Annotated in this window: 14 protein-coding genes; 11 read left to right on the forward strand and 3 right to left on the reverse strand. The window is 57.8% G+C overall.

Annotation, left to right across the window (positions count from 1 at the left end):
* Positions 1–80: 80 nt before the first annotated feature.
* Positions 81–1,271, reverse strand: a complete 1,191-nt coding sequence (gene malE / locus CWM58_RS23270) for a maltose/maltodextrin ABC transporter substrate-binding protein MalE (protein ID WP_061156128.1) — start codon at positions 1,269–1,271, stop codon at positions 81–83.
* Positions 1,272–1,641: 370 nt separating this feature from the next.
* Here malE and malK point away from each other — a divergent pair, with 370 nt between their 5' ends.
* From malK to ubiA, 5 genes are all read left to right on the forward strand, one after another.
* On the forward strand, positions 1,642–2,751 hold the full coding sequence (gene malK / locus CWM58_RS23280; protein ID WP_061156127.1) for a maltose/maltodextrin ABC transporter ATP-binding protein MalK: 1,110 nt from the start codon (positions 1,642–1,644) through the stop codon (positions 2,749–2,751).
* Positions 2,752–2,836: 85 nt separating this feature from the next.
* Positions 2,837–4,126, forward strand: a complete 1,290-nt coding sequence (locus tag CWM58_RS23285; RefSeq protein ID WP_100681897.1) for a maltoporin — start codon at positions 2,837–2,839, stop codon at positions 4,124–4,126.
* Between the two features lie 114 nt (positions 4,127–4,240).
* On the forward strand, positions 4,241–5,170 hold the full coding sequence (malM, locus tag CWM58_RS23290) for a maltose operon protein MalM (protein ID WP_008807310.1): 930 nt from the start codon (positions 4,241–4,243) through the stop codon (positions 5,168–5,170).
* A 187-nt stretch (positions 5,171–5,357) separates the two neighbouring features.
* Positions 5,358–5,855, forward strand: coding sequence for a chorismate lyase (gene ubiC / locus CWM58_RS23295; RefSeq protein WP_008807309.1), 498 nt, complete (start codon positions 5,358–5,360; stop codon positions 5,853–5,855).
* Between the two features lie 12 nt (positions 5,856–5,867).
* Positions 5,868–6,734: a 4-hydroxybenzoate octaprenyltransferase gene (gene ubiA / locus CWM58_RS23300; protein ID WP_002884808.1), complete on the forward strand. Its 867-nt coding sequence runs from the start codon at positions 5,868–5,870 to the stop codon at positions 6,732–6,734.
* A 56-nt stretch (positions 6,735–6,790) separates the two neighbouring features.
* Here ubiA and plsB read toward each other — a convergent pair whose 3' ends face one another.
* Positions 6,791–9,214, reverse strand: a complete 2,424-nt coding sequence (gene plsB, locus CWM58_RS23305) for a glycerol-3-phosphate 1-O-acyltransferase PlsB (protein WP_074387358.1) — start codon at positions 9,212–9,214, stop codon at positions 6,791–6,793.
* 128 nt (positions 9,215–9,342) lie between these two features.
* Between plsB and CWM58_RS23310 the strand changes: the two genes are divergently transcribed.
* From CWM58_RS23310 to CWM58_RS23325, 4 genes are all read left to right on the forward strand, one after another.
* Positions 9,343–9,711 (forward strand): diacylglycerol kinase, encoded by a 369-nt coding sequence (locus CWM58_RS23310; RefSeq protein ID WP_004206290.1) that lies wholly within the window; start codon positions 9,343–9,345, stop codon positions 9,709–9,711.
* Positions 9,712–9,833: 122 nt separating this feature from the next.
* Positions 9,834–10,442, forward strand: a complete 609-nt coding sequence (gene lexA / locus CWM58_RS23315; RefSeq protein ID WP_016160103.1) for a transcriptional repressor LexA — start codon at positions 9,834–9,836, stop codon at positions 10,440–10,442.
* Positions 10,443–10,511: 69 nt separating this feature from the next.
* Complete coding sequence (gene dinF / locus CWM58_RS23320; RefSeq protein ID WP_100681898.1) at positions 10,512–11,828, forward strand: MATE family efflux transporter DinF; 1,317 nt, start codon at positions 10,512–10,514, stop codon at positions 11,826–11,828.
* Between the two features lie 230 nt (positions 11,829–12,058).
* Positions 12,059–12,268, forward strand: coding sequence for a CsbD family protein (locus CWM58_RS23325; RefSeq protein WP_004206293.1), 210 nt, complete (start codon positions 12,059–12,061; stop codon positions 12,266–12,268).
* 95 nt (positions 12,269–12,363) lie between these two features.
* On the opposite strand, the gene zur is transcribed toward CWM58_RS23325, so the two are convergent.
* Positions 12,364–12,879: a zinc uptake transcriptional repressor Zur gene (zur, locus tag CWM58_RS23330; protein WP_061156124.1), complete on the reverse strand. Its 516-nt coding sequence runs from the start codon at positions 12,877–12,879 to the stop codon at positions 12,364–12,366.
* Positions 12,880–13,128: 249 nt separating this feature from the next.
* Between zur and CWM58_RS23335 the strand changes: the two genes are divergently transcribed.
* Both CWM58_RS23335 and dusA read left to right on the forward strand, forming a co-directional pair.
* Positions 13,129–13,617, forward strand: a complete 489-nt coding sequence (locus CWM58_RS23335; RefSeq protein ID WP_061156123.1) for a cupin domain-containing protein — start codon at positions 13,129–13,131, stop codon at positions 13,615–13,617.
* A 100-nt stretch (positions 13,618–13,717) separates the two neighbouring features.
* Positions 13,718–14,716: a tRNA dihydrouridine(20/20a) synthase DusA gene (gene dusA, locus CWM58_RS23340; RefSeq protein WP_100681899.1), complete on the forward strand. Its 999-nt coding sequence runs from the start codon at positions 13,718–13,720 to the stop codon at positions 14,714–14,716.
* The last annotated feature ends 43 nt before the right edge of the window (positions 14,717–14,759 follow it).

Consider the following 14,759-nt stretch of genomic DNA (forward strand, 5'->3'; position numbering starts at 1 on the left):
AGGTGGCGCTTCGCTTACCTGACCTACGGTCCGAGCCGCAGTGGTAGGGCGGGTAAGCGCAAGCGCTACCCGCCGTTTTCTTACTTAGTGATACGACTCTGTGCATCCTTCAGTGCAGCATCGACAGTCTGGCGACCGCTGGCGGCGTTGATAACCGCGGTACGAACGGCATACCAGAAGGCAGACATCTGCGGGATGTTAGGCATGATTTCGCCATTCTGGGCGTTCGCCATGGTGGCGGCGATGCGCGGATCTTTTTCCAGTTTCTCCTGGAAGGATTTCAGCGCGACAGCACCCAGCGGTTTGTCGTTGTTAACCGATTCCAGACCCTGATCGGTCATCAGGTAGTTTTCGAGGAACTCTTTCGCCAGCTCTTTGTTCGGGCTGGCGGCGTTGATACCCGCGCTCAGTACGCCAACGAACGGTTTCGATGGTTTGCCTTTAAAGGTCGGCAGCAGGGTGACGCCGTAGTTAACTTTGCTCTTATCAATGTTAGACCACGCCCACGGACCGTTGATGGTCATGGCGGTTTCGCCTTTGTTGAAGGCGGCTTCCGCGATGGAGTAATCCGTGTCGGCATTCATGTGCTTGTTCTTGATCAGGTCAACCAGGAAGGTGAGACCCGCTTTCGCGCCTGCGCTGTCTACGCCGACGTTTTTCACGTCATATTTGCCGTTTTCAAACTTGAAGGCGTACCCGCCGTCGGCAGCGATCAGCGGCCAGGTGAAGTACGGTTCCTGCAGGTTGAACATCAGCGCGCTCTTACCTTTCGCTTTCAGTGCTTTATCCAGCGCCGGGATCTCTTCCCAGGTTTTCGGCGGGTTCGGTACCAGGTCCTTGTTATAAATCAGGGACAGGGCTTCAACCGCCACCGGATAGGCGATCAGTTTGCCGTTAAAGCGCACGGCATCCCAGGTGAATGGGTAGAGTTTGTCCTGGAACGCTTTGTCCGGGGTGATTTCAGCCAGCAGGCCGGACTGTGCGTAGCCGCCGAAACGGTCATGCGCCCAGAAGATGATGTCCGGGCCATCGCCAGTCGCCGCAACCTGCGGGAACTTCTCTTCCAGCTTGTCCGGATGTTCTACGGAAACTTTAATGCCGGTGTCTTTTTCAAACTTTTTACCCACTTCAGCGAGGCCGTTATAGCCTTTGTCGCCATTAATCCAGATAACCAGCTTACCTTCTTCAATTTTCGCGAGGGCAGAGGCGGAAAACATCATCGTGGTCAGTGCTGACAGCGCGAGGATGCGAGCGCCAGTTTTGATTTTCATATACCCGTCCTATTTGGTGATGTACTCGTGGATACACTTCGGTGGCTTAACGATGATGAGTTTCCTTTTTTAACAACCCCTTTCCATCCTCCCCTGGTCTACGCCCCACCCGCTGGTTGTGTGATCTCCATTGCAAAAACGGCCGTATTGCGTCCTGGAGCACAGAAAAAAGTGCCCAATTTTGTCGTCCCCATCACGAAATCACGCTTCGTCCGCCATCCCCCGTGGCGAGAGGCAATCTCTCATCCTCCCATCTCCTCCCCCATAAAAAAGCCGGGGGGTGGAGGATTTGCCAGCCTAAGGAATGCCGCATAGTCGACCCATCTTGAATGTGTCTTTAAGTGACAGGTTGTAACGAAGGGAGAAGGGCATGGCGAGCGTACAGCTACGAAATGTAACGAAAGCCTGGGGCGACGTGGTGGTATCTAAAGATATCAATCTCGAGATCCAGGATGGGGAGTTCGTCGTGTTTGTTGGACCGTCGGGCTGCGGCAAATCCACTCTGCTGCGTATGATTGCCGGACTGGAAACCGTCACCAGCGGCGATCTGTTCATTGGCGATACCCGGATGAACGACGTGCCGCCCGCTGAGCGCGGCATCGGCATGGTATTCCAGTCATATGCGCTTTATCCCCATCTTTCCGTTGCCGAAAATATGTCTTTCGGCCTGAAGCTGGCCGGCGCGAAAAAAGAGGTCATTAACCAGCGAGTGACTCAGGTGGCTGAGGTCTTACAGCTGGCGCATCTTCTGGAGCGTAAACCGAAAGCGCTTTCCGGTGGTCAGCGCCAGCGTGTAGCGATCGGCCGTACGCTGGTGGCAGAGCCAAGCGTCTTCCTGCTGGATGAACCGCTCTCTAACCTGGATGCCGCCCTGCGTGTCCAGATGCGTATCGAGATCTCCCGTCTGCATAAGCGGCTGGCCCGTACCATGATTTATGTTACCCACGATCAGGTGGAAGCGATGACCCTCGCGGACAAGATTGTGGTTCTGGACGCCGGCCGTGTGGCACAGGTCGGGAAACCGCTGGAGCTCTATCATTATCCGGCTGACCGCTTCGTTGCCGGCTTTATCGGTTCACCGAAGATGAACTTCCTGCCGGTGAAAGTCACCGCGACGGCTATCGATCAGGTGCAAGTAGAACTGCCGAACCGCCAGCAAATCTGGCTGCCGGTAGACAGCGCCAACGTTCAGGTTGGCGCCAACATGTCATTAGGTATCCGCCCCGAGCATTTACTGCCCAGCGATATCGCCGATGTGACCCTCGAAGGTGAGGTTCAGGTCGTCGAACAGCTCGGTCACGAGACGCAAATTCATATCCAGATCCCCGCCATCCGTCAGAACCTGGTTTACCGCCAGAATGACGTGGTGTTGGTAGAAGAGGGAGCCACATTCGCCATCGGTTTGCCGCCAGAACGTTGCCACTTATTCCGTGAGGATGGCACCGCTTGTCGTCGGCTGCATAAAGAGCCGGGCGTGTAAGGCTTCCCATTAAAAAAAAGCGCGAACCCGGCTGGCGGTACACCGGCGAAGCGTTCAAAGAAAAGCAATGATCTCAGGAGATAGAATGATGATTACTCTGCGCAAACTTCCTCTGGCGGTCGCCGTCGCAGCAGGCGTTATGTCTGCTCAGGCGCTGGCTGTCGATTTCCATGGTTACGCGCGTTCCGGCATTGGCTGGACCGGCAGCGGCGGCGAGCAACAGTGTTTCAAAGCGACAGGCGCACAAAGTAAGTACCGTCTTGGTAACGAATGTGAAACCTATGCGGAACTGAAGCTGGGCCAGGAACTGTGGAAAGAAGGGGATAAGAGTTTTTATTTCGATACTAACGTTGCCTATTCCGTGAATCAGGAAGATGACTGGGAAAGCACCTCTCCGGCGTTCCGTGAAGCCAACATCCAGGGTAAAAACCTGATCGACTGGCTGCCGGGCTCCACGCTGTGGGCAGGTAAACGCTTCTATCAGCGTCATGACGTTCACATGATCGACTTCTACTACTGGGATATCTCCGGCCCGGGTGCAGGTCTGGAAAACGTTGACCTTGGCTTTGGCAAGCTCTCTCTGGCCGCTACCCGCAACTCAGAAAGCGGCGGCTCTTACACTTTCTCCAGCGATGACACCAAAAAATACGCAGCGAAAACCGCAAACGACGTCTTTGACGTCCGTCTGGCGGGCCTGGAAACTAACCCGGGCGGCGTGCTGGAGTTAGGTGTCGATTACGGTCGTGCGAACCCGCAGGATGATTATCGTCTGGAAGACGGCGCGTCGAAAGACGGCTGGTTGTGGACTGGTGAACATACCCAGTCTATCTGGGGCGGCTTCAACAAGTTCGTGGTTCAGTACGCGACCGACGCGATGACCTCCTGGAACAGCGGCCACTCTCAAGGGACCAGCATCGATAACAACGGCAGCATGATCCGCGTTCTGGATCACGGCGCGATGGACTTCAACGATGATTGGGGCCTGATGTACGTGGCGATGTACCAGGACGTGGACCTGGACAGCAAAAACGGTTCTACCTGGTACACCGTGGGTGTCCGTCCGATGTACAAATGGACGCCGATCATGAGCACCCAGCTGGAAATCGGTTACGACAACGTGAAATCCCAGCGTACCAGCGAAAACAACAACCAGTACAAAATTACTCTGGCTCAACAGTGGCAGGCAGGCAACAGCGTCTGGTCTCGTCCGGCTATCCGTATCTTCGCAACCTACGCGAAGTGGGATGAAAACTGGGGTTACAGCAACGCCTCCGGTCTGCAGACTAAAGACAGCAGCGGAAGCGGCATGTACACCTCCAGCCGCGGTGACGACAGCGAAGTTACCTTCGGTGCCCAGATGGAAGTGTGGTGGTAATACCGTCCGCAGGACGGGTGTAACCTGGGAGGGGCGTCAGCCCCTCCTGACAATTCAGGGTTAGCGCGCTATTGCCTGGCTACCGCTAAACCGATGCTATCCAAGGTGAGAACAATGAAAATGAAGAAAACTCTCGTCGCTCTGTGTTTATCCGCAGGGATGTTGGCATGCGTGCCGGGAATGAGCCTTGCCGATGTTAACTTTGTCCCGCAGAACACCAGCGCCGCGCCGTCTATTCCAGCCAGCGCGCTGCAACAGCTGATCTGGACGCCTGCCGATCAATCAAAGACGCAGAGCGTTGATTTAACCACCGGCGGTCAACGCCTGGATGTCCCGGGGATCGTCGGACCGGTCGCCGCCTGGAGCGTACCGGCCAATATCGGCGAGCTGACCCTGACGCTCGACAGCGAACTGAACAAACATAAGCAGATTTTTGCGCCGAACGTGCTGATTCTGGATCAGAACATGACGCCAGCGGCGTTCTTCCCCAGCAACTACTTTACCTATCAGCAGCCGGGCGTGATGACCGCCGATCGCCTGGGCGGCGTGATGCGCCTGACTCCGGCGTTGGGCCAGCAGAAGCTCTATGTGCTGGTATTTACCACTGAAAAAGATCTCCAGCAGACCACGACCCTGCTGGATCCGGCGAAAGCCTATGCCAAAGGCGCCGGAAATGCGGCCCCGGATATCCCGGATCCGATCGCTAAACATACCACCGATGGCGTGCTGAAGCTGAAAGTGAAAACCAATAGCACCTCCAGCGTGCTGGTGGGCCCGCTGTTCGGCTCTTCCGGCCCGGGACCGGTGACCGTCGGCAATACCGCCGCGCCGGTAGCCGCGCCAGCCGCCGCAGCCGCTGCGGCGCCGGCAGCCAAAAGTGAACCGATGCTCAGCGATACCGAAACCTACTTCAACAACGGTATTAAGCAGGCGGTGAAACAAGGTGACATCGACAAAGCCCTGAAATTGATGAACGAAGCTGAGCGCCTCGGCTCGAAATCCGCTCGTTCCACCTTTATCAGCAGTGTAAAAGGCAAGGGGTAATCGTCTCCCCACAATGCTGATGTTTAGGCACAGCCTTTAGGTGCATCCTCCGGGATGCACCTTTTTTTGCACGCGCGGCAGCCTGTTGCATGGCTGTTGCGTGAATGATCGTATATTGACGTTTGCCCGCCACCAACCGCCTATTCTGCGATACAATGCTCTCACGTTATGTACCGGAGAATCAGGCATGTCCCATCCTGCGCTTACGCGACTGCGCGCGCTGCGCTATTTTGCCGTTATGCCATCCCTGGCGCCGCCCCTGAGTGACTGGCTGCTGCTGGAGGACTCAATGACCCAGCGCTTTGAGCAACAAGGAAAGCAGGTCACCGTGACCCTGATTAACGAAGGGTATATTGAGCGTGAGGCGCTGACTGACGAAGCGGCGCTGCTACCTGACGAGCCGCGCTACTGGCTGCGGGAGATTATACTCAACGCCGATGGCGAGCCCTGGCTGGCCGGGCGCACGGTGGTGCCGGAGTCGACGCTGTGTGGTCCGGAGCTGGCGCTACAGCAGCTCGGGCAGATCCCGCTGGGCCGATACCTGTTCACGTCGTCGACATTAACCCGCGATTTTATTGAAATTGGTCGCGATGCAGCGCTGTGGGGGCGTCGTTCCCGTCTGCGGCTGAGCGGCAAACCCCTGCTGCTGACCGAGCTGTTTTTGCCTGCGTCGCCGTTGTACTAAGAGGAAGAAAAAATGGAGTGGAGTCTGTCGCAGAATAAGCTGTTGGCGTTTCATCGCCTGATGCGCACTGACAAACCGATCGGCGCCTTGCTGCTGCTGTGGCCGACGCTGTGGGCGCTGTGGGTAGCCTCGCCGGGCGTACCGCCGCTGTGGATCCTGGCGGTATTCGTCGCCGGCGTCTGGCTGATGCGCGCCGCCGGCTGCGTGGTGAATGACTATGCCGATCGAAAATTTGATGGTCACGTTAAGCGTACCGCCCGTCGTCCGCTACCGAGCGGCGATGTTACCGAGAAAGAGGCGCGAACGCTGTTTATCGTACTGGTGCTGCTCTCCTTCCTGCTGGTGCTCACCCTCAACACCATGACCATCCTGCTGTCGGTCGCGGCGCTGGCCCTGGCATGGGTCTATCCGTTTATGAAGCGCTACACTCATCTGCCGCAGGTGGTGCTGGGGGCCGCCTTTGGCTGGTCGATCCCGATGGCCTTCTCGGCCGTTAGCGAATCGCTGCCGCTGAGCTGCTGGCTGATGTTCCTCGCCAACATTCTGTGGGCGGTGGCCTACGATACGCAGTATGCGATGGTGGATCGAGATGACGATGTGAAGATCGGCATCAAGTCGACGGCGATCCTGTTCGGCGAAAACGATCGTCTGATTATCGGTATTCTGCAGGTGGCCGTGCTGGCGCTGATGGGCGCGGTGGGCTGGCTGAATGGGCTGGGCTGGGAATACTACTGGTCGTTATTTGTCGCGGCGGGTCTGTTTGGCTGGCAGCAGAAGCTTATCTTCAATCGCGACCGCGATAACTGCTTCAAAGCGTTTATGAACAATAACTACGTCGGGCTGGTGCTGTTCCTGGGCCTGGCGATGAGCTACCTGTAACCCCTGTCCGCTTCCCCCCGGCATACCGGGGGGAAGCGAGGGCAGAAAACTCCGCGTTACGCGTCGTCCTGCGTGACGCTTTCAATCGTCAGCCGCACATCCGACGTAATCAATTCCGCCAGCATCCGATAAACCTTCAGCGTCTCTTCCGGCTCGGCATCGCCGGTGTCGCTAATGTAGCCTTCGTCGCGCAGGGTCAGCACCAGAGTACTGAACACCGCTTTGTCGAAGAATTCCGGCGCGTTAATGCCATGCAGCACCGACAGACGCTGGGCCACGGTACGACTCTCTTTTTCCAGCGAACTGCGGTTGATCGACGGGTTGGCGCTCAGCAGCCAGAAGGTAATGGCATAGCGCTGCAGCGTCTCGCGCGCGCCAGCGGCCAGCAGTTGCAGGGAGCGAGAGTGCGACGGATTGAGGCTCATCACATCGCCATCGACGACGATCAGCTCCTGACGCAGCATCTCGGCAATCAACGCATCCACCACCCCGGCCAGCTCTGCTTTCTCCCAGCGCAGGAACAGCTCGGCCTTGAGGAACGGATACAGCGTTTCGACATGGCGCAGCACTTCGGTGCGGCTGAGTTGACGATGCTGAGTCACCAGGGCGGCTAACAGCGACGGAATCACCAGCATATGGGCGATGTTGTTGCGATAGTAGGTCATCAGCACCGCCTGCTCGCGCGGCAGGATGATGATATCGCCGATGGTGTCCTTCTCCACTTCGAACTTGTTCATCTGCAGCGCATGGTCGATAAGCTCGCTGGCCGAAGCGGAAGGGGCGGTCGCATCTGGCGAATAGGGCACATTGCGCAGCAGTGCGAGGTAGCACTCCAGCTGTTGGGTCAGTTGCTCACGGGTGAGCGAACGCTGGCGCGAGGCCAGCAGCGCCGTGCAGCACAGGTTCATGGCGTTGGCCGCGCCGGCGTTGTTGATGCGCACCATCAGGTCTGCGGCGATGTTATTCACCGTTGGCGTCAGCCAGGAAGGGCGGATGGCTTCGATTGGGTCGATGGCTTCCCGCCACTCCGGCACATGGTGGTTGAGGTAGGTCATCAGCGGCAACGGTTCGCCGAAGTTGACATAGCCCTGGCCAAGATTGCGCAGCTTACTCAAGCCGCGCACCATCTGCGGCAGGCTCTCTTTCTCTTTAGTGGCGCCGCGCAGCTCTTTGGCGTAGGTTCCTACTTCCATCACGTGCTCATAGCCGATGTAGATAGGCACCAGAGTGATAGGCCGGGTACCGCCACGCAGCATCGCCTGGATGGTCATCGACAGCGTACCGGTCTTCGGATCGAGCAGACGGCCGGTACGGGAGCGGCCGCCTTCGACGAAATACTCGACGGAATAGCCGCGGCTGAACAGTTCGCCAAGATATTCGCGGAACACCGTGGAATAGAGCTTGTTGCCCTTAAAGGTGCGGCGAATAAAGAACGCGCCCAGGCGGCGGAAGATTGGCCCGGCTGGCCAGAAGTTGAGGTTGATGCCCGCCGCGATATGCGGTGGCACCAGGCCCTGATGATACAGAACGTAGGAGAGCAGCAGATAGTCCATGTGGCTGCGGTGGCAGGGGACATAGACAATCTCATGGCCGTCGTGAGCCAGCTGACGCACGCGCTCGGCGTTATGCACGTTGATCCCCTGGTACAGGCGGTTCCAGGTGAAGCCGAGAATGCGGTCGGTCAGGCGGATCATCTCGTACGAGAAGTTCGCGGCAATCTCTTCCATCAGCGCGATAGCGTTCTGCTGAGCCTTCTCGTGAGAAATTTTCTTGCTGCGCGCTTCGTCTTCCACCGCGCGGGCAATCGCTTTCGAGGCCAGCAGTTTATTAAACAGATCCTGGCGGGCCGGCAGACGCGGGCCGACGGCGGCCAGGCGCTGGCGGGCAAAGTGCATCCGGGCGACGCGAGCCAGCTTCTGGGCGATGATCTTATCGGTGCCGTGTTCATCCGCCATGCGGCGCAGCGACACGGAAGGCGAAAAGCGCACAAAGCTGTCGCGGCCAAGCCAGGAGACGGCGAAAAATTTCTGGATACCGTTAAGCATCCGCAGCGGTGGATTGACTTCTCCTTTCTCACGACCCGGCGAGCGGCCGAACATCACCGAGACCGGCACCATTTGCACATCGAGGTCCGGATGGTTGCGGTGCAGATCGAGGTAGTCGTGGAACAGCTTGATGGACTCTTCTTTTGGCGTGTAATAGGTAAATACGCGCGGCCCACCGTGGATGAATACGTAACGCGGCAGCAGCGCGCCGTCGATCTCCAGCGGTTCAAGCGGATCGGGTAAATCATGCGCCAGGCATTGGGCGCGCAGCGTCAGCAGGTCCGCCTTGGAATTATAGGGCAGGACGTACATGACCGGACGCGAGGTATCGAGTCCTAATTCCTGAGCAGGCTCTGCCGGAATAGACTTGCTTTTTACCAGCACCCGTAATGGTAAATTCAGTAATTTATAGTAAATTCGTTGCCAGCCGGACATAAACGATGTGAAGCCTCTGGTTAATCATGCAAATGCGCGGCAAGAATAACAGAAAGTGGGCAAAATTTCCGTTACCACGCGGCAAACGCGTACACTCATCGACGTCATTTACGTAAAAAGGTTTTGTGATGGCCAATAATACCACCGGGTTAACCCGAATCATTAAGGCGGCAGGTTACTCCTGGAAAGGATTTCGCGCGGCGTGGATCAACGAGGCCGCGTTTCGTCAGGAAGGCGTCGCCGCCATCGTGGCCGTCGCGATAGCCTGCTGGCTGGACGTCGACGCCATCACCCGCGTATTGCTGATTGGGTCGGTCCTGCTAGTGATGATAGTCGAAATTCTCAACAGCGCGATTGAGGCGGTCGTGGACCGTATAGGCTCGGATTATCATGAGCTTTCAGGGCGCGCCAAAGACATGGGGTCGGCGGCGGTCCTGCTGGCGATTATCATCGCGCTGATCACCTGGGGAACGCTGCTGTGGAGCCATTACCACTAACGTTCTTCGCTAAGCCTCGCAAAATATAAACAATCTACCGATTTTTGTGTGCCATGTGGTTCCAAAATCACCGTTAGCTGTATATACTCACAGCATAACTGTATATACACCCAGGGGGCGGAATGAAAGCGTTAACGACCAGGCAGCAAGAGGTGTTTGATCTCATTCGGGATCATATCAGCCAGACGGGCATGCCGCCGACGCGTGCGGAAATTGCTCAGCGCTTGGGGTTCCGTTCCCCAAACGCGGCGGAAGAACACCTGAAAGCGCTGGCGCGTAAAGGCGCGATCGAGATCGTCTCCGGCGCATCTCGCGGTATCCGCCTGCTGACGGAAGAAGAACACGGCCTGCCGCTGATCGGCCGCGTCGCCGCTGGCGAGCCGCTGCTGGCGCAGCAGCACATTGAGGGCCACTATCAGGTCGACCCGTCGATGTTTAAACCCAACGCGGATTTCCTGCTGCGCGTCAGCGGCATGTCGATGAAAGACATCGGTATCCTTGATGGCGATCTGCTGGCGGTACACAAAACCCAGGACGTGCGTAACGGCCAGGTGGTCGTGGCGCGCATTGACGACGAAGTGACGGTGAAGCGCCTGAAAAAGCAGGGCAACGTCGTCGAGCTGTTGCCGGAAAACAGCGAGTTTTCCCCTATCGTTGTCGATCTGCGCCAGCAGAGTTTTACCATTGAGGGTCTGGCCGTTGGCGTGATCCGTAACGGAGAATGGCTGTAGCGCCTGCCCCTGCGCAGCGTCATCTGATGCATGACGCTGCGACGTTTTTCCTCAATCAGGTCCCCCATCATGCTGCTCAACGCTGCCGATAAAGCGCTGTGGCGCCTTGCTATCCCGATGATCTTCTCCAACATCACCGTCCCGCTGCTGGGGCTGGTAGATACGGCGGTGATCGGCCACCTTGACAGCCCGGTATACCTCGGCGGCGTCGCGGTCGGGGCGACGGCCACCAGTTTTCTCTTCATGTTGCTGCTGTTTTTGCGCATGAGCACCACCGGGCTCACCGCTCAGGCCTGGGGTGCCAAAGATCCGCTGCGTCTTGCGCGCGCGCTGGTGCAGCCGCTGGCCCTGGCGCTGGGCGCTGGGGCTCTCATCATCCTGTTTCGCCTGCCGCTGATTAATCTCGCTCTGCATATTGTCGGCGGCAGTGAGGCGGTGCTTGAGCAGGCGAGGCGGTTCCTTGAAATTCGCTGGCTCAGCGCCCCCGCTTCGCTGGCCAACCTGGTGCTGCTCGGCTGGCTGCTGGGCGTCCAGTATGCCAGGGCGCCGGTGATTCTGCTGGTGGTCGGCAATCTGTTGAATATTGTACTCGACCTGTGGCTGGTGATGGGCCTGCGGATGAACGTCCAGGGGGCGGCGCTGGCCACGGTTACCGCGGAGTACGCGACCTTGATTATCGGCCTGATGATGGCGAAGCGGGTGCTGACGCTGCGCGGCGTGTCGCTGAGCATGTTGAAAAACGCCTGGCGCGGGGATCTGCGCCGTTTGCTGGCGTTGAATCGGGACATCATGCTGCGTTCCCTGCTGCTGCAGCTGTGCTTTGGCGCGCTGACCGTGTACGGCGCGCGTCTGGGCAGCGACATTGTGGCGGTCAATGCGGTACTGATGACCATGCTGACCTTTACCGCCTATGCGCTGGATGGCTTTGCCTATGCCGTGGAGGCCCACTCCGGCCAGGCCTACGGCGCGCGCGACGGCAGCCAGCTTCTTGAAGTCTGGCGGGCGGCCTGCCGCCAGTCTGGCATGGTGGCGCTGGCGTTTGCCCTGATTTACAGCCTGGCGGGGGAGTACATCATCGCGTTGTTAACCTCGCTGCCTTCCCTGCAGCAGCTGGCCGATCGCTATCTGATCTGGCAGACCATCCTGCCGGTGGTGGGCGTCTGGTGCTACCTGCTGGACGGCATGTTCATCGGCGCGACGCGCGGCGCGGAGATGCGGAACAGCATGGCGGTCGCCGCGGTGGGGTTTGCCGTGACGCTGCTTTCGGTCCCGGTACTTGGCAACCACGGACTGTGGCTGGCGCTGGCGGTGTTCCTCGCCCTGCGCGGCCTGTCGCTGGCGCTGATCTGGCGTCGCCACTGGCGACACGGCACCTGGTTTAGCTAGTCAGTGCCGTTCATCACGGCCATCCATGAATTTCCACGGTTGCGCACCGCTTACCGGGGCAACTCAGTAGCCCGGCGCAGCGCAAGCCGGGAAAATCTCTTCAGCCTTATCCATCGGTATGATGGTTAAAAATTCCGAATAACGAATCGGTACCAGCATTCTCATCTATAGTTAATACCATGTCCGGTACAAAACGGGCTGTAAACCCACCGAATGATGAGGACGTTATCATGAATAAAGACGAAATCGGCGGTAACTGGAAACAGTTGAAAGGTAAAGCCAAGGAACAGTGGGGCAAACTTACCGATGATGATATGACCGTGATCGAAGGTAAGCGCGATCAACTGGTCGGTAAAATTCAGGAACGGTACGGCTATGCGAAGGATCAGGCTGAGAAAGAAGTCTCAGACTGGGAGCATAAGAACGACTACCGCTGGTAGCGTTCCGTGGCTCAAAGAATAAAGCATTTGTGTTAGTGCCTGTCTGAATGGCGTAAGGACGCGCCGTTAACCCTGTTTCCCGCTGCGGCTGACGCTCAGCGGGCTTTCTTTTTCAGCTGAATGGTATGGTCGTGCTGGCAGTGTCCCGGTGTGCTGCAGGCTTCGACTTCCACGCAGTCTGCACAAAGGCCGTGGGCTTCAATCACGTTATGGCGCAGGGCAAAGCCCATTCTGGCCGCTAACGTATGCATGATATCTTCCACCCCTTCCGCCGCTTCTTCCTTCACCACGCCACAGCGGTCACAGATAAACATGGCTGAGCTATGGGTCGGCTGGTCAAAGAGATGGCACAGCACATAGCTGTTGGTTGACTCCACCTTATGAACAAAACCCTGCTCGAGTAAAAACTCCAGCGCGCGGTAAACCGTCGGTGGTTTAGCCTGCGGCTCTTTGTCACGCAGGAGATCCAGCAGGTCGTAGGCGCTGATCGCCCCTTGTTGCAGGCTCATCAGGCGCAACACCTCCAGACGCTGTGGGGTCAGGCGTACGCCGCGCTGCGCACATAGCTTTTCAGCATGCGCTAACATCTCTTGCGAAGGGGTCTTATCCATGAGCATCCTCGGGTTGCGTGAATTTGAATCTGTTACTTTATCACGTTCCTCAGAAAACACCGAGAGCCGGCGGGTGATACGGGTCATACTTCAGATTGTCGGTACCTGCGCCAGCTCCGGGTGCTGGCCGCTGACTTTCGTACAGACCACGCCTTAGTCGATCGCTAAAACCGTCCTGCCCGATTTAATCGCAACACGCCTGACCCAGGGTATGCTATATCTGAAGTGTCTCATTTTCGGGAGAAAACGATGAAACGACCTGATTGCATTCGCCACTGGCGCGAACTGGAAGGGCCCGACGATGCCACTTATCCCGACAGCCCGGAGCGTTTTTCGATTGGCGCGCCGCTGGGGCGCGGTTTACGGCTCAACCGGCTGGGGATACATCACGAGCGACTGCCTCCGGGACGGCGCACCTCTTACCCGCACGCCGAGAGCGATGAGGAAGAGTTCATCTATGTGCTGGAGGGCTATCCGGAGGTATGGATAAACGGCTATCTCTGGAAGCTGGAGCCGGGCGACAGCGTGGGTTTTCCCGCGGGTACCGGCATCTGCCACACTTTTCTCAATAACACCGAGCAGGAGGTTCGTCTGCTGGTGGTGGGTGAGTCCAACAAAAAATACAATCGCATCTATTACCCGCTTAATCCCGGCTATGCCGCGACGCGCCAGGATCGCTGGGTTGACCATCCGCCGCAGTTCTTTGGTCCACACGACGGCAAACCGCGGAAAAAGTAATCGACCTGGGGGAGGGGTGACGCTCGCCGCACTATGCGCCAGTGGTTTATCTTTATGCTATAGTAGCGCCCCTTTTTACCCGGATGCTTATTTATTCGCCATGATGCCTGAATCAACGTCACCTGCTTTCCCTGCTCACCGCTTCTCCATCGCGCCGATGCTCGACTGGACTGACCGACACTGCCGCTATTTCCTGCGGCTGCTGTCGCGGCATACGCTGCTGTATACCGAAATGGTGACCACCGGGGCGATTATTCACGGCAAAGGTGACTATCTGGCCTATAGCGAAGAAGAGCACCCGGTTGCTCTGCAGCTCGGCGGCAGCGATCCGCAGGCCCTGGCGCAGTGCGCGAAGCTGGCCGAAGCGCGCGGCTACGATGAGATCAATCTCAACGTCGGTTGCCCCTCCGATCGCGTGCAGAACGGGATGTTTGGCGCCTGCCTGATGGGCAATGCGCCACTGGTGGCCGACTGTATTAAGGCGATGCGCGATGTGGTGTCGATTCCGGTCACGGTGAAAACCCGTATCGGGATCGACGATCAGGATAGCTATGAGTTTCTGTGCGATTTCATTGAGACGGTCTCCGGCAAGGGCGAGTGTGAGATGTTTATTATTCACGCCCGCAAAGCCTGGCTCTCCGGCCTGAGCCCAAAAGAGAACCGCGAGATCCCGCCGCTGGATTACCCCCGCGTCTGGCAGCTGAAGCGCGACTTCCCCCACCTGACGATGGCGATCAACGGCGGGATCAAATCGCTGGACGAAGCCAGACTGCAGCTTGAACATATGGATGGGGTAATGGTCGGGCGTGAGGCCTATCAGAACCCGGGCATTCTGGCCTCGGTCGACCGCGAAATTTTCGGCATCGCAGGCGCGGATGCCGATCCGGTGGCGGTGGTGCGAGCCATGTACCCGTATATTGAGCGTGAGCTCAGCAATGGCACCTATCTGGGCCATATCACCCGCCATATGCTGGGGCTGTTTCAGGGGATCCCCGGCGCTCGCCAGTGGCGTCGCTACCTGAGCGAGAACGCGCATAAAGCCGGCGCCGATATTGCGGTGCTGGAGCATGCTCTGAAGCTGGTGGCCGATAAACGTTAATTTCTGACGAAAACCTGGTGAAATTGACCACGCCCCGCGCACT

The sequence above is a fragment of the Klebsiella sp. H-Nf2 genome, assembly GCF_002806645.1.
In the GTDB taxonomy this organism is placed as follows: domain Bacteria; phylum Pseudomonadota; class Gammaproteobacteria; order Enterobacterales; family Enterobacteriaceae; genus Klebsiella; species Klebsiella variicola.

Coding starts and splice junctions, on each gene's coding strand:
- malE (WP_061156128.1), bottom strand. CDS start 1,271: ATGAAAATCAAAACTGGCGCTCGCATCCTCGCGCTGTCAGCACTGACC.
- malK (WP_061156127.1), top strand. CDS start 1,642: ATGGCGAGCGTACAGCTACGAAATGTAACGAAAGCCTGGGGCGACGTG.
- CWM58_RS23285 (WP_100681897.1), top strand. CDS start 2,837: ATGATGATTACTCTGCGCAAACTTCCTCTGGCGGTCGCCGTCGCAGCA.
- malM (WP_008807310.1), top strand. CDS start 4,241: ATGAAAATGAAGAAAACTCTCGTCGCTCTGTGTTTATCCGCAGGGATG.
- ubiC (WP_008807309.1), top strand. CDS start 5,358: ATGTCCCATCCTGCGCTTACGCGACTGCGCGCGCTGCGCTATTTTGCC.
- ubiA (WP_002884808.1), top strand. CDS start 5,868: ATGGAGTGGAGTCTGTCGCAGAATAAGCTGTTGGCGTTTCATCGCCTG.
- plsB (WP_074387358.1), bottom strand. CDS start 9,214: ATGTCCGGCTGGCAACGAATTTACTATAAATTACTGAATTTACCATTA.
- CWM58_RS23310 (WP_004206290.1), top strand. CDS start 9,343: ATGGCCAATAATACCACCGGGTTAACCCGAATCATTAAGGCGGCAGGT.
- lexA (WP_016160103.1), top strand. CDS start 9,834: ATGAAAGCGTTAACGACCAGGCAGCAAGAGGTGTTTGATCTCATTCGG.
- dinF (WP_100681898.1), top strand. CDS start 10,512: ATGCTGCTCAACGCTGCCGATAAAGCGCTGTGGCGCCTTGCTATCCCG.
- CWM58_RS23325 (WP_004206293.1), top strand. CDS start 12,059: ATGAATAAAGACGAAATCGGCGGTAACTGGAAACAGTTGAAAGGTAAA.
- zur (WP_061156124.1), bottom strand. CDS start 12,879: ATGGATAAGACCCCTTCGCAAGAGATGTTAGCGCATGCTGAAAAGCTA.
- CWM58_RS23335 (WP_061156123.1), top strand. CDS start 13,129: ATGAAACGACCTGATTGCATTCGCCACTGGCGCGAACTGGAAGGGCCC.
- dusA (WP_100681899.1), top strand. CDS start 13,718: ATGATGCCTGAATCAACGTCACCTGCTTTCCCTGCTCACCGCTTCTCC.